Annotated in this window: 16 protein-coding genes; 10 read left to right on the forward strand and 6 right to left on the reverse strand. The window is 66.8% G+C overall.

Annotated elements, in window-relative coordinates; translation table 11 throughout:
• The first annotated feature begins 6 nt into the window (after window positions 1-6).
• From CHU93_RS11970 to CHU93_RS11995, 6 genes are all read left to right on the forward strand, one after another.
• A complete protein-coding gene (locus tag CHU93_RS11970) occupies window positions 7-2,010 on the forward strand; it encodes a TonB-dependent receptor (protein ID WP_094474351.1) in 2,004 nt (667 codons plus the stop codon).
• 36 nt (window positions 2,011-2,046) lie between these two features.
• Window positions 2,047-3,999: a TonB-dependent receptor domain-containing protein gene (locus tag CHU93_RS11975; protein ID WP_094474353.1), complete on the forward strand. Its 1,953-nt coding sequence runs from the start codon at window positions 2,047-2,049 to the stop codon at window positions 3,997-3,999.
• A complete protein-coding gene (tsaE, locus tag CHU93_RS11980) occupies window positions 3,980-4,441 on the forward strand; it encodes a tRNA (adenosine(37)-N6)-threonylcarbamoyltransferase complex ATPase subunit type 1 TsaE (RefSeq protein ID WP_094474355.1) in 462 nt (153 codons plus the stop codon). The genes CHU93_RS11975 and tsaE overlap by 20 nt, the downstream gene beginning before the upstream one ends.
• The gene (locus CHU93_RS11985; RefSeq protein ID WP_094474378.1) at window positions 4,438-5,409 is read left to right on the forward strand and encodes an aminoglycoside phosphotransferase family protein; all 972 of its coding nucleotides are present in this window, start codon (window positions 4,438-4,440) and stop codon (window positions 5,407-5,409) included. The genes tsaE and CHU93_RS11985 overlap by 4 nt, the downstream gene beginning before the upstream one ends.
• Window positions 5,409-6,170, forward strand: coding sequence for a nucleotidyltransferase family protein (locus CHU93_RS11990; protein ID WP_094474357.1), 762 nt, complete (start codon window positions 5,409-5,411; stop codon window positions 6,168-6,170). Before CHU93_RS11985 ends, CHU93_RS11990 begins: the two co-directional genes overlap by 1 nt.
• 79 nt (window positions 6,171-6,249) lie before the next feature.
• Window positions 6,250-7,977 carry a class I adenylate-forming enzyme family protein gene (locus CHU93_RS11995; protein ID WP_094474379.1) on the forward strand — a complete coding sequence of 576 codons (1,728 nt, stop codon included), beginning with the start codon at window positions 6,250-6,252 and terminating at the stop codon, window positions 7,975-7,977.
• A 58-nt stretch (window positions 7,978-8,035) separates the two neighbouring features.
• On the opposite strand, the gene CHU93_RS12000 is transcribed toward CHU93_RS11995, so the two are convergent.
• Window positions 8,036-8,569, reverse strand: a complete 534-nt coding sequence (locus CHU93_RS12000; protein WP_094474381.1) for a TIGR02594 family protein — start codon at window positions 8,567-8,569, stop codon at window positions 8,036-8,038.
• Between the two features lie 131 nt (window positions 8,570-8,700).
• Between CHU93_RS12000 and fsa the strand changes: the two genes are divergently transcribed.
• The gene (gene fsa, locus CHU93_RS12005) at window positions 8,701-9,354 is read left to right on the forward strand and encodes a fructose-6-phosphate aldolase (RefSeq protein WP_094474359.1); all 654 of its coding nucleotides are present in this window, start codon (window positions 8,701-8,703) and stop codon (window positions 9,352-9,354) included.
• Between the two features lie 10 nt (window positions 9,355-9,364).
• Window positions 9,365-10,288 (forward strand): tyrosine recombinase XerC, encoded by a 924-nt coding sequence (locus CHU93_RS12010; RefSeq protein ID WP_423825907.1) that lies wholly within the window; start codon window positions 9,365-9,367, stop codon window positions 10,286-10,288.
• A 27-nt stretch (window positions 10,289-10,315) separates the two neighbouring features.
• Here the strand turns inward: CHU93_RS12010 and CHU93_RS12015 are convergent, their stop codons facing one another.
• From CHU93_RS12015 to CHU93_RS12030, 4 genes are all read right to left on the reverse strand, one after another.
• Window positions 10,316-10,717: a TadE/TadG family type IV pilus assembly protein gene (locus tag CHU93_RS12015; protein WP_165768719.1), complete on the reverse strand. Its 402-nt coding sequence runs from the start codon at window positions 10,715-10,717 to the stop codon at window positions 10,316-10,318.
• Window positions 10,714-11,175 carry a TadE/TadG family type IV pilus assembly protein gene (locus CHU93_RS12020; RefSeq protein ID WP_094474362.1) on the reverse strand — a complete coding sequence of 154 codons (462 nt, stop codon included), beginning with the start codon at window positions 11,173-11,175 and terminating at the stop codon, window positions 10,714-10,716. The genes CHU93_RS12015 and CHU93_RS12020 overlap by 4 nt, the downstream gene beginning before the upstream one ends.
• Window positions 11,172-12,458: a pilus assembly protein TadG-related protein gene (locus CHU93_RS12025; protein WP_094474364.1), complete on the reverse strand. Its 1,287-nt coding sequence runs from the start codon at window positions 12,456-12,458 to the stop codon at window positions 11,172-11,174. Before CHU93_RS12025 ends, CHU93_RS12020 begins: the two co-directional genes overlap by 4 nt.
• A 101-nt stretch (window positions 12,459-12,559) precedes the next feature.
• Complete coding sequence (locus CHU93_RS12030; RefSeq protein WP_094474365.1) at window positions 12,560-13,948, reverse strand: M20/M25/M40 family metallo-hydrolase; 1,389 nt, start codon at window positions 13,946-13,948, stop codon at window positions 12,560-12,562.
• 81 nt (window positions 13,949-14,029) lie between these two features.
• Here CHU93_RS12030 and CHU93_RS12035 point away from each other — a divergent pair, with 81 nt between their 5' ends.
• The gene (locus CHU93_RS12035) at window positions 14,030-15,268 is read left to right on the forward strand and encodes a dicarboxylate/amino acid:cation symporter (protein ID WP_094474367.1); all 1,239 of its coding nucleotides are present in this window, start codon (window positions 14,030-14,032) and stop codon (window positions 15,266-15,268) included.
• 190 nt (window positions 15,269-15,458) lie between these two features.
• Here the strand turns inward: CHU93_RS12035 and CHU93_RS12040 are convergent, their stop codons facing one another.
• Window positions 15,459-16,544, reverse strand: coding sequence for a peptidyl-alpha-hydroxyglycine alpha-amidating lyase family protein (locus CHU93_RS12040; protein ID WP_094474368.1), 1,086 nt, complete (start codon window positions 16,542-16,544; stop codon window positions 15,459-15,461).
• A gap of 116 nt (window positions 16,545-16,660) precedes the next feature.
• On the opposite strand from CHU93_RS12040, the gene CHU93_RS17760 reads away from it, so the two are divergent.
• Window positions 16,661-17,119, forward strand: a 459-nt coding sequence (locus CHU93_RS17760; RefSeq protein WP_207759274.1) for a glycine-rich domain-containing protein, incomplete at its 3' end; no start/stop codon positions are given.

The raw sequence follows: 17,119 nt of genomic DNA on the forward strand, positions 1-17,119 counted from the left end.
CGGGGCATGACAGGGGCCCCCATCTTGTTCCTGGCGCTGCTGATGGCGGCGCCGGCGCTGGCACAGCCAGCCCCGAACGACAGCACGCCGCCGGCCGACGTGCCCGATGCCGAACATGCGACCCCCACCGATACGCCGGCTGTCGCCGCCACTGGCAGCCGGTCGGCCGAAAATGCCGTGCGCCAGGCTGGTGATGCCTTTGGCACCAGCATTGGCCGTGAAGTGTCGGGCCTGTACAGCCGTGAGCGCGTGCGTGGCTTTTCCCCCGTGGTGGCAGGCAATGTGCGGATCGATGGGCTTTATTTCGATCCCATCGTCGTGCCGTCCAGCCGGCTGGTGCGGGCGACAGCCATCCGGGTGGGGCCATCGGCGTTGGGCAGCCCGTTTCCGGCGCCCACCGGCATCGTTGACCTGGGTCTGCGCCGGCCGGGGCAGGAGGCGGCGGCCAGCCTGCTGGTGGGCTACAACACATGGCACACGCCCACCGCCGAATTTGATGCCTCGCTGCCGGTCAGTTCCACGCTCAGCATCGGGGTGGGCGCCGGGATGCAGCTGGAAAACGGCTTCAACAAGACCCGCGATCACAGCGTCGAAGGCGCCTTCATCGCCGAATGGAAACCCTCGGCCCGCCTCAGCCTGCTGCCGTTCTTCACCGTGCGCGAAACGCCCATCGATGATCATGGCCCGATTTCGGTGCCCCAGGGCAATTTCCTGCCGCCGCGCCTGCCGCGCCGGCAGTTCTTCGGCCCCTGGTGGTCGCGCGGCGGTGACACCGAATTGAACGCCGGGCTGATTGCCGATTGGACCATTACCAATGGCTGGCTGCTGCGGGCCGGCCTGTTCCGGTCGCAGCGCGTGGTCAATGGCCAGTTCGCCAACGTGGTGCGCATCACCGCGCCCGATGGCACCGGCACGCAGCGCATCACTGGCGATCCCACGCTCTACAACGCCTCCACCAGCGGGGAGCTGCGCCTCACCCGCCGGTTTGAGGATGGCCCGCGCCGCCACCAGATCCACGCCACGCTGCGCGGCCGCCAGGGCTATCGCCGCTTCGATGGCTCGCAGGCGGTCGATCTCGGCCCGGTCAACATCCTCGGCGTCGCCCCCAATGTGCTGCCGCCCACCCTCAACTTCGGCCCGCAGCAGGACGACAATGTGCGGCAATGGACCGGCGGCATCGCCTATGAAGGCCGCTGGGACGGTGTGGGCGAGCTTTCGGTGGGCGTGCAGAAAAGCGAATACAGCAAACGCATCGGCTTTCCCGACGCCATCACCGCCACCGATGCCACGCCCTGGCTCTACAATGTCACCGCCGCGGCGCAGCTGGCCGATGGCGTCACCCTCTATGGCGGCGCGGTGACCGGCCTCGAGGAATCCGGCGTCGCCCCCAATTTCGCCGCCAACCGCAACGAGGCGCTGCCGGCCATCCGCACCCGCCAGATTGATGCCGGCGTCCGTCTCAATCTGGGCGGCGGCATGCGCATGGTCGCTGGCCTGTTCGAAGTCTCCAAACCCTATTTCAATCTTGATACCGCTGGCCGTTTCGATGTGCTGGGCGAAGTGATCAACCGCGGTGTTGAAGCCTCGCTGGCCGGACCGCTGACCGACGAATTGTCGATTGTGGCCGGCGCCGTGTTGCTGCGGCCGCGGGTCACCGGCGAGGCCGTGACACGCGGCCTGGTCGGCCGGCTGCCGGTGGGTGCCATTGCCGAACGGATCGAGTTTTCCGCCGATTGGCGCCCGGGCTTTGCGCCCGGGCTTTCGCTCGACATGCGGCTGTCCTACCGCTCGCCCGAAGTCGCGACGGTGAACAATCTGGTCTTTGTTCCCACCCGCACGCTGATTGATGTCGGTGGCCGCTATCGCTTCATGCTGGCCGGCAACGAGGCGGTGTTGCGCATCCAGACCACCAACCTGACCAGCCAGCAAGGCTTTGATCTGCGCGGGGCCAATGCCTACACCGTGCTGCCGGGCCGGGTGACCCAGGCCTATCTCACCGTCGATTTCTGACTTGCAGTCGCTGGCGAAAGCGGCGAACCGGTGGGCATGACAGGGGAAACGATGATCGCGGCGGCGCTGCTGCTGGCAGCGCCCGTGGCGGCGCAGACCACGCCGCCGCCACCGGCCGATATTGCCGCCACCGGGGCGCGGGCGGCGGAAAATGCCGTGCGCCAGGCTGGCGATGCCTTTGGCAGCACGGTCGGCCGCGAGGTGATCGGCATTTACAACCAGATGAATGTGCGCGGATTTTCGCCGATTGCGGCTGGCAATGTCCGCATTGATGGCCTGTATTTTGATCCTGTGGTGCCGCCCTCCACGAGGGTAAGCCGCACCACCACGATCCGCGTGGGCCTGTCGGCGCTGGGCAGCCCGTTTCCGGCGCCCACCGGGCTGGTGGACTTCGGCTTCCGCCGCCCCGGCAGCACGGCCGCCGGCAGCGCGCTGCTGCTGGCCGATGCCTGGGGCACGTTGAATGCTGAGGTGGATGCCGTGCTGCCGGCCAGCGACACGCTGAGTTTTGGACTGGGCGCATCGGTGCGGCTGGAAAACGGCCTGGACAAGACGCGCGAAGACAGTTTTGGCGGCACGCTGATCGCCCGCTGGACGCCGGCACCGGGCGTGACGCTGATACCCTTTGCCAGCCTGTTGCACCAGACGCTGGACGACCATCGCCTGACCTTCCAGACAGCGACGGAGTTTCTGCCGCCGCTGCTGCCGCGCCGCCAGCGCTTTGGCCCGGATTGGGTGAACGGCAGCGGCTTTGATGCCAATATCGGCGTGCTGGCCGATTGGCAGCTGGCCCCACAGTGGCAGTTGCGCGCCGGCCTGTTCCGATCGAGCCGCCACCGCGACCGCCAGATGACCAACCTGGTGCGCGGCCTGCAGCCGGATCGCACCGGCACGCAGCGGGTGATCGTGGATCCGCGCCTGGCCTTTGCTGCCGTGTCGGGGGAGGTGCGGCTGACCCGCCAGATCGATGATGGCCCGCGCCGGCACCAGATCCATGTGGCCGTGCGCGGCCGCAGCGGCGATCGCCGCTTTGGCGGATCGGACACGCTGGAACTGGGCCCGGTGCAGATCGACACGCCGAGCCGGGTGCCGGAGCCGCCGTTCCGGTTCAGCGCCCAGCAGTTTGACGATGTGAAGCAGATCACCGGCGGCATCGCTTATGAGGGGCGCTGGCTGGGCGTGGGCGAGCTCGCCGCCGGGCTGCAGTGGACCGATTACAAGAAGCGCATCGATCTGCCAGCCGGGGGTGTTCAGGCCACCGATGCGCGGCTCTTGCTCTACAACGTCACGCTGGCGGCCAATTTGTCGGACCGGCTGGTGGTCTATGCCGGCACGGTCAACGGCCTCGAGGAATCGGGCGTGGCGCCGGGCAATGCCATCAACCGCAACGAGGCGCTGCCGGCGATCACCACCCGCCAGTTCGACGCCGGGCTGCGCTTTGCGCTGACGGATCAGATCAAGCTGGTGGCCGGCGTGTTCGACATCAGCAAACCCTATTTCAACCTGGATGCTGCCGGCCGCTTTGACGTGCTTGGCGATGTCGTCAACCGCGGGGTGGAGGCCAGCATCGCCGGGCCGATCACGCCAAGCCTGTCGATCGTCGCCGGCGGTGTGTGGCTGTGGCCGAAGGTGACGGCGCCGGGCGCCGTGCCGGGGCGCATCGGGGAGCGGCCGGTGGGCGCGATCGGCCAGCGGTTCGAGTTGAGCGCCGATTGGCGGCCGGGCTTTGCCGCCGGCCTGTCCTTTGATGCGCGGCTGGCCTATCGCAGTTCGGAAACCGCGACTGTCAGCAACAGCGTGGCGGTGCCGGCCCGCACCATCATCGATCTGGGCGGGCGCTATCGCTTCAAGCTGGCGGGAAACAATGCGCTGCTGCGCGTGCAGCTGAGCAATGTTTTCGATGTCGAAGGCTATGACCTGCGCGGGGCGGGTGCCTATGGTCCCATCCCCGGCCGGTTGGCGCAAGCCTATGTCACCATCGATTTCTGAGTTGATCCTGCCCGATGCGGCGGCGACGGCGCGGGTGGCGACGGCGCTGGCCACTGTGCTGCGGGCCGGCGACACCATCGCGCTGTTCGGCGATCTGGGCGCCGGCAAATCCACACTGGCGCGCCATCTGCTGCAGGCACTGGGCTGGGTCGGCGATGTGCCATCGCCCACCTTCACGCTGGTGCAGCCGTATGAGGATCTGCCGGTGCCGGTGTGGCATTGCGATCTGTATCGGCTGCAATCCCCGGCCGAGGCCGATGCGTTGGGCCTGTTTGAAACCGATGCCGCCCTGTTGATCGAATGGCCGGAGCGGCTGGGGGCGCGATTGCCCGCCGATGCGCTGCGGCTGCAGCTTGACGGCAGCGGGGATGCGCCGCGCCGCTTGACTTGGGCCGCGCCACCGGCTTGGGAGGGGCGGTGGCCACCAATCTTGCCAGCATGATCCCGCCGCCCGGCACCGGCGCCTTCCTCAACGCCCATGGCTGGGGCGGCGCCGCCGTGCGCCCGCTCGCCGGCGATGCCAGTTTCCGCCGTTATTTCCGGGTGGAATTGCAGGGCCGCACCGCCGTGCTGATGGACGCGCCGCCCGACAAGGAGGATTCGCGCCCCTTCCTCGCCATTGGCCGCCATCTGCATGAACTGGGCTTTTCCGCCCCGCAGGCGCTGGCCAGCGATCTGGCGCAGGGTCTGGTGTTGCTGGAGGATTTTGGCGATGCGCGGGTGAACCCGGTGTTGGCCGACGATGCCAGCGCCGAGCACGAGATTTATGGCGCCGCCGTCGACATCCTGGCCGAGCTGCACCGCCATCCGCCGGCCGATGTGCCGCCCTATAATGCGGCTGAATATCTGCGCGAGGCCCGGCTGTTTCCGGACTGGTATCTGCCGGCCGTGGGCCTTGCCGAGGCGCCGGGCTATGACGCGGTATGGGCGCCGTTGTGGCCGGCGCTGTTCACCCATCCGCCGGTGCTGGTGCTGCGCGACTATCATGCTGACAATCTGATGCTGCTCGACCGGCCGGGGCTGAAGCGGCTGGGCCTGCTGGATTATCAGGACGCGCTGGCCGGCCACCCGGCCTATGATCTGGCCAGCCTGTTGCAGGATATCCGCCGGGTCGTCTCACCCGAACTGGAAGCGGCCATGCTGGATCGCTACATCGCTGCCCGGCCGGGCCTCGATGAAGCGGCGTTCCGCACCGCCTATGCCATTCTGGCGGCGCAGCGGAACATCAAGATCCTCGGCGTGTTCACCCGGCTGTATGTCCGCGATGGCAAGCCGGCCTATCCGCGGTTCCACCCGCGGCTGTGGGAACTGGTCAACGCCAATCTGGCTCATCCGGCGCTGGCGCCGGTCAAGGCCTGGTTTGATGCCCATGTGCCGGCCTGCGCCCGCCATGGCGTTGTGGTGAAGTGATGGGCAAGATCCGTCCGCCGCTCAGCCTGGTGCCGCACATCGATTGCACGTTGCCGGCCAGTGCCATGGTGATGGCAGCCGGCCTGGGCAAGCGCATGCGGCCGCTGACGGCGACGCGACCCAAGCCGCTGATCGAGGTGGCGGGGCGCAGCCTGCTCGACCGCGCGCTGGACCGGGTGGCCGCAGCCGGCATCGGCCATGCCGTGGTGAACGCCCATTATTTCGCCGATCAGATCGAGGCAGCGGTGAAGGCGCGTTCCACACCCACAAGCATCGACGTGTCGGACGAGCGTGGCCTGCTGCTGGAAACCGGCGGCGGCATCACCAAGGCGCTGCCGCTGCTGGAAGGCGAGGCATTCTACACCATCAACGCCGACAATATGTGGATCGATGGCCCGATCGACACCCTGCGCCTGCTGGCCAGCCGCTGGGATGCCGGCGAGATGGATGCGCTGTTGTTGCTGGTGCCGCTGGCCCGGGCGCATGGCTATGACGGGCGGGGCGATTTCCATATGGACGGGCTGGGCCGACTGGCCCCGCGCAGCGGCATGAAGGTCGCGCCCTTCGTCTATTCCGGGCTGCAGATCATCAGCCGCCGCCTGTTCGATGGCGAGCCGGTCGAGCCGTTCACCATGTGGCGGGCGTGGAACAAGGCGCTGGCCAATGGGCGGATGTTTGGCCTGTCGCACCCTGGCCTGTGGTTCCATGTTGGCACCCCGGCCAGCATCGGCGAAACGGAAGCGCTGCTCCACCAGGGCTGAGCCTGCGCCGTTCTGACAGGCTGGCGGCGGCCCCGGCTTTCCGGCATCGTGCCCCAAAATATTTTTTGGGGAGATGATGATGACTCAATGGCCGGCCATGTCGATTGCCGATGCGCACGCGCTGCTGACGGCGCCGGGGCAGCCGCTGGAGATGGAGACGGTTTCCATCCAGGGCCGGCCGACGCGGGTGTGGAAAAACGCCCCGCCCAGTCTGGCGCATTGCTTTGCCGCCGGCCGCGCCCATGGCGACAAGGTCTTCATGGTGCTGGACGACGAACGGGTGACGTTCGAGGCCTTTGCCCGGGCGGCGCCGGCGCTGGCCGAACAGCTGAAGGCCGATGGCCTGAAGAAGGGTGACCGGGTTGCGGTGGTGATGCGCAACATCCCCGAATGGCCAGTGGCCTTTTATGCCGCCAGCATGTGCGGGGCCATCGTCACGCCGCTGAATGCCTGGTGGACTGGCGGCGAGCTGGAATATGGCCTGACCGACAGCGGCACCAAGATCCTGTTGATCGATGCCGAGCGTTACAACCGCATTTCGGAGCATCTGCCGGCCTGCACCGATCTGGAAACCATCTATGTGACGCGGGCCAGCGAGATGGAACTGGGCGATCCCCGCGCGCGCCGGCTGGAGGGCGTGATCGGCCGACCGAACAGCTGGGTCGGCCTGCCCGATCGCGCCATCCCGGCCGAGGCGCTGAGCCTGCAACCGGAGGATGATGCCACCATCTTCTACACCAGCGGCACCACCGGCAAACCCAAGGGCGCGCTGGGCACCCACCGCAACATCTGTTCCAACATCATGGCCAGTGCCTGCAGCCAGGCGTGCAGCTTCCTGCGGCGGGGCGAAACTCCGCCGGCCGCCGACCCCGATGCGCCGCAGAAGGCCACCCTGCTCAGCGTGCCCTTCTTCCACGCCACCGGCTGCCATGCCGTGCTGAACCCGTCGCTGGTTGCCGGGGTGAAGCTGGTGCTGACGCGCAAATGGGATGTGGTGGAGGCGATGGGCCTGATCGAGCGGGAACGGTGCAATTCGGCCGGCGGCGTGCCGACCATCGCCTGGCAGATCCTGGAGCATCCGGACCGGCACAAATATGACCTGTCGAGCCTGGAGACCGTCTCCTACGGCGGCGCGCCATCGGCCCCCGAACTGGTCCGCCAGATCGGCAGCCAGTTCAAGGCCAAGCCCGGCAACGGCTGGGGCATGACCGAGACCAGCGCCACCTTCACCCACCACATGGCCGAGGATTATGAGCATCGGCCCGACAGCTGCGGCCCGCCGGTGCCGGTGTGCGATCTGCAGGTGCGCGATGGCGATGGCAAGGTGCTGGGGCCGAACCAGGTGGGCGAGCTTTATGGCTATGGCCCCAATGTGGTGAAGCTTTACTGGAACAAGCCGGAAGCCACCGCCGCCACCTTCATCGACGGCTGGGTGCGCACCGGCGATCTGGCCCGCATCGACGAGGAAGGCTTCTGCTTCATCATCGACCGCGCCAAGGACATGCTGATCCGCGGCGGCGAGAATATCTATTGTGTTGAGGTGGAGAACGCCCTGTACGAGCATCGCGCCGTGATGGACGCGGCGCTGGTCGGCCGACCGCACAAGACGCTGGGGGAGGAGCCGGTGGCGTTCGTCACCCTGAAGCCGGGCAGCGAGGCCGACGAGGCGGAGTTGCGCGCCTTTGTCGCCGCCCGCCAGGCCGCCTTCAAGGTGCCGGTGCAGGTGTTCTTCAGCCGTGAACCGCTGCCGCGCAACGCCAATGGCAAGATCCTGAAGACGGAGCTGAAGAAGCAGCTAGGCGGCTGAGACCCCCGCCCGGTTTTGACACTTTTGACGGATTCGCCGGGATTCAGAAAAATTTCCCTTATTGTTCAGTGCGGGAAAAGCCGCCATCGGGGCGCAGCTGGCGGGGGCCGCCGGTGGGCGGCGGGGCGGTTTTGGGCCAGCGGGCGGCCAGGAAGCGTTCCCGCGGGAAGCGCTTGACGTTGACCGCATCGCCCTGGTTGCCGCCCAATATGTGGAAGGCGGCGGCATCTTCGCCAACATACAGGCCGACATGGCCTTGCCAGCTGGCCCGGCTGCCGCGCCAGAAGGTCAACACCGCGCCGGGCTGGACCGGGCACGCGATGCCGAAGCGGCTCCAGGCCCGGGCGGCGAGCGGGGTGGCAGGCAGCGCCTCGCCAGCAAGGCTGGTGCGGATGACATGGGCGATGAACAACCCGCACCAGCTGACACCATCATTGGCATAGGCCAGCCCAAGATCGCGGGCCCAACCGAGGATGACGGGGCTGGAGGCGGTGCCGGCGGTTTCGCTTGTGCCGATCAACGCACGGGCCGCTCCAAGCCATGGCGGTTCGGCCGACTTGATTTCCAGGCAGGCAAAGTCCAGCGGGCGCATCGGCAGCACTTTCTGTAGGATTTTGAAGCTGTTGGATCCAATCACCCTATCATGACGACGCGCCTGTAGGACAGGGCCATGCTTTGCGCTATGGAGGCGCCAGATTCGCCCTTCGAAGGACTGCCCCCACCATGAAATTCTTTGCCGATACCGCCGATGTTGCCGAAATCGCCGATCTGGCCGCCACCGGCCTCCTGGATGGTGTCACCACCAATCCCAGCCTGATCGCCAAATCGGGCCGCAATTTCCTGGAGGTGGTGAAGGAAATTTGCGGGCTGGTCGAGGGCCCGGTGTCGGCCGAGGTGGTGGCGCCCGATCATGCCACGATGATGAAGGAGGCCGCCGTGTTGCGCGCGCTGGCGCCCAATATCTGCATCAAGCTGCCGCTGACCATCGATGGCCTGAAGACCTGCAAGGCGCTGACCGCCGAGGGCGTGAAGACCAATGTGACCCTGTGCTTTTCGGCCAACCAGGCGCTGCTCGCCGCCAAGGCCGGTGCCACCTATATCTCGCCCTTCGTCGGCCGGCTCGATGATATCGGCCACGACGGCATGGAGCTGATCCAGGATATCCGCACCATTTACGACAATTATGATTTCCAGACCGAAATCCTGGTCGCCAGCGTGCGCAGCCCCGTGCATGTGCTGGCTGCGGCCCGCATTGGCGCCGATGTCGCCACCATGCCGCCGGCGGTGATCCGCCAGCTCGCCAATCACGCGCTGACCGACAAGGGTCTGGCCGCGTTCGAGGCGGACTGGGCGAAGACCGGGCAATCGATCCTGTGATGGCGATCCTTTGAGCGCAGCCGGCGAACCGCTGGCCAGCCTGATCGGGCGCTTCCTCGCCTTCAGCGGCGATCAGCGCCGCCTGTCGCCGCACACGTTGAAGGCCTATGGCCAGACGCTGGAACGGTTTGACGATTTCCTGGGCAAGCATCTGGGCGGCGCGGTGGTGGGCGGCCGGCTGGCCGGGCTGGCGCCCGCCGATCTGCGTGCCTTTCTGGCCATGCGCCGCGGTGAAGGCCTGGCGGCGGCCAGCCTGGCGCGCGAGGTGTCGGCACTGAAGGGCTTTTTTGCCTGGGCCCGCCGCCGCGAGGGCCTCGCCTGTGATGCCATTGCCGCGTTGAAGGCGCCCAAACAGCCGCGCCGGCTGCCGCGTGCGGTGGCGCCGGCCGATATCGGCCAACTGGTGGATGTGGTGGCCGATGCCGCGCGCCAGCCCTGGCAGGCGGCGCGCGATGTGGCGGTGCTGCTGCTGCTCTATGGCGCGGGCCTGCGCATCGGCGAGGCAATGGGGCTGACCGGCGCGGTGCTGCCGCTGGGCGAGGCGATGCCGGTCACGGGCAAGCGCGCCAAGACGCGGGTGGTGCCGATCCTGCCGCAGGTGCGCGCTGCAATTGAAGATTATGTGCAGCTGTGCCCCTTTGACATGGCCGCCGATGCGCCCTTGTTCCGGGGCGCGCGCGGCGGCGCGCTGGATCCCGGCACTGTGCGCCGGGCGGTGCAGGCGGCGCGGGCCGGGCTGGGCCTGCCGGCCAGCGCCACGCCGCACGCGCTGCGCCACAGCTTTGCCACCCACCTGCTGGCGCGGGGGGCGGACCTTAGGCAGCTGCAGGAATTGCTGGGCCATGCCAGCCTGTCCTCAACGCAGATCTATACCGCGGTGGATGCGGCGCAGCTTCTGGATGCCTGGCGCAGCGCGCACCCGAGGGCGGATTGAACCGCGCGGGCGCAATTCGCCGAAGGATCAGGTCGGGCGGAAGGCGCGGCGGGTGTAGGTGAGCGTCACCGGGCTGACTTCGATGAACAACAGGCTGAAGCCCGGGTTGTAGGTGACGCCAAGATCGACATAGGCCTGGCCATCGGAGGTGCCGGTCGAAAAGCTGAGTGTGGGCACCTCTTTGGCGCCCAGCCCGAACACGCCATCGTTGAAGGCGGCCTGCAGATCATCATTGCTCTGGCGGGGCCACAAGGTGGCGGCGCGCGCCGCTTCGCCCAGACCGTTCTGGATGCCGGCACGCGCCACAAAGAAGCGGCCGATGTTGAACACGGCAAACACCATGATGATCCAGATCGGCAAGGTGAGCGCGAATTCCGAAACATTGCCGCGCCGATCGCGCCGCAGGGCCCGGGCCAGCCGCAGGATCATTGCACGCGCACCACGGCATCGCCGACCAGCGTGGCCCCGCCGTTTGAGCCGGGGCCATCGTACAGGCTGCCCCAGCCGAAGATCGGCGTGAAGGGCGCGGTGATGCTCAACTGCACATAGCGGGCGCGCTGGGCGGTGCCGCAATTGGCCGTGGTGCTGGCCTGCCGCTCGCCGCCGCATTCCAGCCAGGCATCCACGGTGGCGGAGGTATAGTCCTTGCCCCAGGCGGTGGTCATTTCGGTGAGGGCATAATTGTAGGATGTGGCCACGCCCTTGCGGGCGGCCACCAGCTCGATGCCGCGCTGGGCCGCCTGTTCCAGTTGCAACCGGGTGAGCCAGGCGTTGGAGAAATCCATGGCGACCATGACCAGCCCGCCGACCACGGGCAGGACGACCGCTGTTTCCAGTGCGGAGGCGCCGCGGCGATCGCCGAACAGAGAAGACAGCCGCCGCCTCATCCCAGCAGCCTCACGGTGTTGCCCTTGATTGCACTGGCGCCGCTGTTGGCCGGACAGACATTGTTGATGGTGCTGTTGCCCGAAAATGTCATGCGATAGCCGATCATCTGCAGGCAGTTGATCGTCATCCCGGCGGTGCCGTTGAAGCGCAGTTCGTTGCGCGGGATGTAGATGGCGCCCTGCAGGGTGGACTGGGCATTGCCATTGACGACCACGGTTTCGCCCAGCGTGTTGGCCCGGCGATCCTGATAGAAGAGGATGCCGCGATAGGTGCCGCTGGTGGGCGATGTGAGGTTGATGCGGGCGCCGGCGTTGATGTTCATGCCGGCGACCAGGTTCGATGTGCCGCTGGCCGGCGGGTTGGACATGGTGAGCACGATGGTGACGCCGGTGCCGGTGACGACCCCCTGCGAGCCGACATTGAAGCCGAGATTCTTGTTCTGGTTGTTGCCCTGGCTGCGGCCGTCGATGAAATAGGTGCCGGGCGCGAGCGTGGCGGTGCCCTGGATGTCCATGCCGCGATAGGTGCCGGGCGTGAGGTTGCGGCTCTGGTTGGAGCGCACGTCACCATTGTTGGGCGATTGCGCGATATTGGGCGTGGGCAGGCTGGCGAAGGGATCGCGCTGTGCCACCGAATAGGGCTGGAACACCGTGCCGGCGGCAAAGGTGTTGTTGCGGTTGTCGACATTGCCCACCGCCGAGACCGGGCTGGCCGTGATCACCGCGCTGCCGGTGCCATTGACGGCCGGTTCGCCGGCGCTGTTGGCGTGCATGCCGCAATTGGCGTTGACGGTGGTGTTGCCGCTGTTGGTGATGGCGAGGCTGGTGGTGGGATCCAGCGCCAGGATGCAATAGTCGCCATCCTGGCGCAGGCCGGCGGTGGCTTCGGCGCTGATCACCATGCCGGATCCCATGAACGGGCCGGTGAAGGGCAGGCGCACGGTGGAGGAGATGCGCACGCGCACGACGCTGCTGTCTCCGGCGAAGGGGCCCTGGGTGGGGCCGTTTTCGATGGTGGGGGTGCCGGACAGCGCGAAGTTGCTGTTCTTGGCCAGATCGGCGGTGACCGTGTCGGCCACATTCTGGTTCTGGGTGAGGGCATAGGCACCGGCCAGTGCCGCCGAATCGACCTGACGCTGCAGGGCGCGCCGCACCAGCGCCCATTGGATGGTGTCGCTGGTCAGCCCGGCGGCGCCAATCAGCACCGGCATCATCAGGGCCGTCATCGCCGCCATGTTGGCACTGCGATCCCTGCCGATGCGGCTCAATCCCCAGCCCGCCATTGACCCCCTTAACCCTCTGTTAAGAAAATGCTTTACAATCAGAGGTTTATCAGAATTCGGGCGATTCGCAAGACTGTTGGCAACCAACGTGCCACAAGGGTTCAGCCGGCCAGGCGGCGCAGCAGCACCTCCCAATGCTTCAGGGCCGGGGCGATGGCCGCTTCGGGCACGCGTTCGTTCAGGCCGTGGGCAAAGGCATCTTCGGCGCGGATGAACAGACCCGACACGCCATAGGAGGGGATGCCGAGCGCGCGCCAGAACACGCTGTCGGTGGCGCCGGCGTCCATGCCGGGGGTGGGCTGCACCGTGGTGCCCCGCGTCTTGACCGCAGCGGCGACGGCATCGACCACATCGGAGCGCAAGGGCGACGGCGGGGTGACCGGCCAGTCGATGCCGGTGCCAAAGCTGACCCCGGGATCCTCGGCAATGCGCGCCAGTTCGGCCTGCACGGCGGCAATGGCGGTGCCGGGGAAGATGCGGCAATTGACGGTGAGGGTGGCGCGTTGCGGCAGGGCATTGGGGGCGTGGCCGCCGGTGATCATCGTGGGCACGCAGGTGGTGCCGATCTGGCCGATGGTGCCCGGATTGGCGCGCAGCGTGGCAATGGCGGCAGGATCGGTGGGATCTTCGGCAAAGCGGCGCATGGCAGCGCCCAGCGCATCGTTGCGGGCCGCGCCGGCAGCGGCCAGCGAGGCGCGGGTGATTTCGTCCACCTGGGCCGGCCAGCGGTGGCCGGCGATGCGGGCGGCGACCAGGCCGAGGCGGGCGATGGCGTTGCTGGGGCCGGGCGTGCTGCTGTGGCCGCCAGGATCGGTGATGGTCAGGGTGAAATCGGCATAGGATTTTTCCGATGCCTGCAATTTGTAGGCAAAGGCCTTGCCGGCAGCATCGAGCGCACCGCCGCCACCGTCGCTGTTGAGCATGAATTCGATGCCGAGCGCCTTGGCCTGTTTGGCCTGCGCGGCGCTGGTGACCCCATCGGTTTCCTCGTCGCCCGACAGGAACAGGTGGATGTCGCGCCTGGGCTGGAAGCCATTGGCCTTCAATTGGGCAAGCGTGGCCAGCATCATCGCCACATCGAACTTGTTGTCCATCACGCCGCGGCCGAAGATATAGCCGTCGGCCGCGCTGGCCTTGAACGGATCGCGCACCCAGTCGGCGGCCTTGGCTTCCACCACGTCGAGATGGCCGGTGAGCGCCATGGGCGCGGCCTTTGGCCGGGCGGCCTTCCAGGTGAAGTGCAGCATGGCGGTGCCGGCCATTTCATCGATGGCAAAATCGCTGGCGGCAAAGCCGCGGGCCACCAGCCAGTCGCGATAGAAGCGCGCCAGCGCCGGGGTCTGGCCGCGCTCCTGCACGGAGGCGAAGCCGACGCTGTCCATCAACAGGGCCCTGGCTTCGGCGGCATCGCCCAGGGCAGATTGCGGCGGCGCAGCGGCAGCCGGGGCAGCGATCAGGACGGCGGCGATGAGGGCAGGGATGATCTTCATGGCCTTGATGTGCCCTTCGCTGCCGACCTGCGCAAGCCGGCCTCTTGACGTGGCAACCCGCCTGCCCGAACGGTGGTGCCCATGCCTGCGAATTCGCTCACCCGCTATATCCTGCTCGGCCTTGTCATCGGTCTGGGCGTCGGATGGGCGATCAACACCAGCCTGCCGGCCGATCAGGCGAAGGAGATCGCCGGTTACCTTTCGATCATCACCGATGTGTTCCTGCGCCTGATCAAGATGATCATCGCGCCGCTGGTGCTCTCCACCCTCACGGTCGGCATCGCCCACATGGGCAGCGGCAGCGCGGTGGGCCGCACCTTCGTGCGCACCCTGGCCTGGTTCATCGCGGCCTCGGTGTTCAGCCTGGGGCTGGGCATATTGATGGTCAACCTACTGGCCCCCGGTGTCGGCGTGGGCCTGGCGCTGCCGGCGGTGGATTCCGCCTCGGGCGTTGCCACCAAGGCCTTCAACCTGAAGGACTTCATCGGGCATATCTTCCCGAAATCCATCTTCGAGGCGATGGCCACCAACGAAGTGCTGCAGATCGTGGTGTTCAGCCTTTTTGCCGGCGTGGCGTTGATCGGCATGGGCGAGAAAGCTGCACCCATCAACCGCGCGCTGGATGCGGTGATGCACATGATGCTGGTGATCACCGGCTATGTGATGAAGGTGGCGCCGTTCGCGGTGTTTGCCGCCATCGCGTCCTCGATCGCCGTGGAGGGGCTTGGCATATTGGTCACCTTCGGCAAGTTTGTCGGCGGCTTTTACCTGGCGCTTGCCGTGCTGTGGGCCTTCCTGCTCGGCGCCGGCAGTGCGGTGCTGGGTTTTGGCGCGGTCAAGCGGCTCATCCCGGAAATCCGCGAGCCCTTCCTGATCACCTTCGCCACCGCCTCATCCGAAGCCGCCTATCCCAAGCTGCTCGCCGCCATGGAACGGTTTGGCGTGCCCACCCGCATCGCCAGCTTCGTGCTGCCGCTGGGCTACAGCTTCAACCTCGACGGCTCGATGATGTATTGCGCCTTTGCCAGCATCTTCATCGCCCAGGCCTATGGCATTGATCTCACCATCTGGCAGGAACTCGCCATGCTCGGCCTGTTGATGATCACCTCCAAGGGCATCGCCGGCGTGCCGCGTGCCTCCCTCGTCGTCATCGCCGCCACCCTGCCCTATTTCAACATCCCCGAAGCGGGGTTGCTGCTGATCCTGGCGGTCGATCATTTCCTCGACATGGGCCGAAGCGCGACGAACGTGATCGGCAACGCGGTGGCGACGGCGGTGATCGCCAAGTGGGATGGCGGGGGTGAGGGGGTAAAGTCTTAAGGTGCCTCCGGCGGGCAGGGGCGAGGCCCCTGCACCCGTTCGTCTTCGGGCGCGCCGGTGGCACAAGCGCACACCAGCGCCGCAGGCAAGCAAGATAGCCTGCGGCGCTGGCCGTTTCGGTAGAGAGCCAAACCAATTGAACGGGTGCAGGGGCCGCGCCCCTGCCCGCCGGAGGCCCACATTCTTCCCCTCAAGGATGCAGCGTCAATTTCTGCAGCCGCCAATTGAGCAGTTCGGCGACATAGAGTTCGTTCTCGGACGGGCAGGCGATTTCGTGGATCCAGCCGAACTGTTTCAACTGCTTGCCGGCGCCGCCGAGCCAGCCGAGCAGTTTGCCGTCGAGGCTGAGTTTGTAGATGCGGCCGGGCCAGGCGTCGGAGACGTAGAGAAATTGCTGGCCGCTGGCGGTGGGTGGGGTGATGCACAGGGCCCAGGGCGCGCCGGGCATCATTGTCTTGGTGGGGGCGGCGTCGGGCCCGGCGGCGGGGACGACCGGGCGGTTGCCGATGGCGCTGGGCGCGTCGGCCGGGCTGGGCAGGTTGATCTGGATGATGCGCAGCAGCTTGCCGTTGGTGTCGAACACCTGGATGCGGCGGTTGCCGCGATCGGCGACATAGACCTGATCCTGCGCGTCGACCTGGATGGAGTGGAGGGTGTTGAACTGGCCGGGTTCGCTGCCGAAGCTGCCCCATGAGCCGAGCCAGCGGCCATCAGGGGCGACCTTGGCGACGCGGGAATTGATGTAGCCGTCGCTGATATAGGTGTTGCCCTGGCTGTCCCACGCCATGTCGGTGACTTCGCGGAACTGGCCGTCAACCGGGGGCAGTGGCGGCCTGGGATGTTCGAGCGGGCGGGCATTTTCGTCGCTGGCTTCGGGTTTGCGGCCAAACACCATGGCGACCCGGCCGGCGGGGTTGAACTTGATCACCATGTTGGAGCCCTTGTCGGCCACCCAGATGTTGCCGCCGGCATCGACCCGGGTGGCATGTGCATAGGACCAGGCATAGAGATTGTGGCCGATCTCGCGGACGAAGCGGCCCTGGGCGGTGAATTCCAGCAATTGGGCGGCCGCGGCGGCATAGGCCGGGCCCTGGGTGTTGCCGCGGTGGAAGACATAGACCTGGCCGGCCTTGCCCAGCGCGACGCCGGCGACTTCGCCCAGGTGCAGATCGGCGGGCGGCTTGAGGAAATCGACGGCCTCGAAGCGGATTTCCGGTGCGTCCTGCGCGCTGGCGGCCGTGGCCAGCAGTGCGGACAGGATGATGGCGCGCAGCATGATGTTCCCCCCTGTTTGTTGTTGCGGGGGAGTGTATCGGCTTTGGCGGCGGCGCGGTAGGGCGGCTGGATGCTTGTCACATGATTGTAATCCTACTCGTATAGTAGGAATTATAGATGCAGATGGCACCTGACCGCAGTTTTGGCAACGATCCACTCTGGCACCGCATCATTGCCCATCCCATTGGCGGCGAGGCCGCAGCGGCGGCCTTCACCAGGCACCGGGCGCGCGAGAATCTGTGGACGGCTGCGCATGCCGAAGCGGTGGTGACCGAATATCGGCGCTTCTGCTACCTTGCCTGTGTGGCCGGATTTGAGGTGACGCCATCAGATGCGGTGGACCAGGCCTGGCACCTGCATCTGACATATACCCGGGATTATTGGGACGGTTTCTGCCCCCACAGCCTGGGCCGGCCGCTGCACCATTTGCCTGGCGATGGCACGGCCGGGGCTGCCGACCGCTTTGCCAGCCAATATGACAAGACGCTGGGGCTATATGGCGAGATCTTCGGCCATGCGGCCCCCGCCGCCATCTGGTGTCGCGCGACAATCAGGGTGAGAATGCGCGACAATCAA

Origin of the sequence: Sandarakinorhabdus cyanobacteriorum (genome assembly GCF_002251755.1) — a bacterium.
Taxonomy (GTDB): Bacteria; Pseudomonadota; Alphaproteobacteria; order Sphingomonadales; family Sphingomonadaceae; genus Sandarakinorhabdus; species Sandarakinorhabdus cyanobacteriorum.

Bases quoted from the DNA above. Each gene is read 5' to 3' on its own strand.
- CHU93_RS12015 (WP_165768719.1), bottom strand. From the start codon at position 10,717: ATGATCCTGCGGCTGGCCCGGGCCCTGCGGCGCGATCGGCGCGGCAAT.
- CHU93_RS12000 (WP_094474381.1), bottom strand. From the start codon at position 8,569: ATGCGCCCGCTGGACTTTGCCTGCCTGGAAATCAAGTCGGCCGAACCG.
- CHU93_RS11975 (WP_094474353.1), top strand. From the start codon at position 2,047: ATGACAGGGGAAACGATGATCGCGGCGGCGCTGCTGCTGGCAGCGCCC.
- CHU93_RS12020 (WP_094474362.1), bottom strand. From the start codon at position 11,175: ATGAGGCGGCGGCTGTCTTCTCTGTTCGGCGATCGCCGCGGCGCCTCC.
- tsaE (WP_094474355.1), top strand. From the start codon at position 3,980: ATGTCACCATCGATTTCTGAGTTGATCCTGCCCGATGCGGCGGCGACG.
- CHU93_RS12035 (WP_094474367.1), top strand. From the start codon at position 14,030: ATGCCTGCGAATTCGCTCACCCGCTATATCCTGCTCGGCCTTGTCATC.
- CHU93_RS11990 (WP_094474357.1), top strand. From the start codon at position 5,409: ATGGGCAAGATCCGTCCGCCGCTCAGCCTGGTGCCGCACATCGATTGC.
- CHU93_RS12030 (WP_094474365.1), bottom strand. From the start codon at position 13,948: ATGAAGATCATCCCTGCCCTCATCGCCGCCGTCCTGATCGCTGCCCCG.
- CHU93_RS11970 (WP_094474351.1), top strand. From the start codon at position 7: ATGACAGGGGCCCCCATCTTGTTCCTGGCGCTGCTGATGGCGGCGCCG.
- CHU93_RS12025 (WP_094474364.1), bottom strand. From the start codon at position 12,458: ATGGCGGGCTGGGGATTGAGCCGCATCGGCAGGGATCGCAGTGCCAAC.
- fsa (WP_094474359.1), top strand. From the start codon at position 8,701: ATGAAATTCTTTGCCGATACCGCCGATGTTGCCGAAATCGCCGATCTG.
- CHU93_RS11985 (WP_094474378.1), top strand. From the start codon at position 4,438: ATGATCCCGCCGCCCGGCACCGGCGCCTTCCTCAACGCCCATGGCTGG.
- CHU93_RS11995 (WP_094474379.1), top strand. From the start codon at position 6,250: ATGACTCAATGGCCGGCCATGTCGATTGCCGATGCGCACGCGCTGCTG.
- CHU93_RS12040 (WP_094474368.1), bottom strand. From the start codon at position 16,544: ATGCTGCGCGCCATCATCCTGTCCGCACTGCTGGCCACGGCCGCCAGC.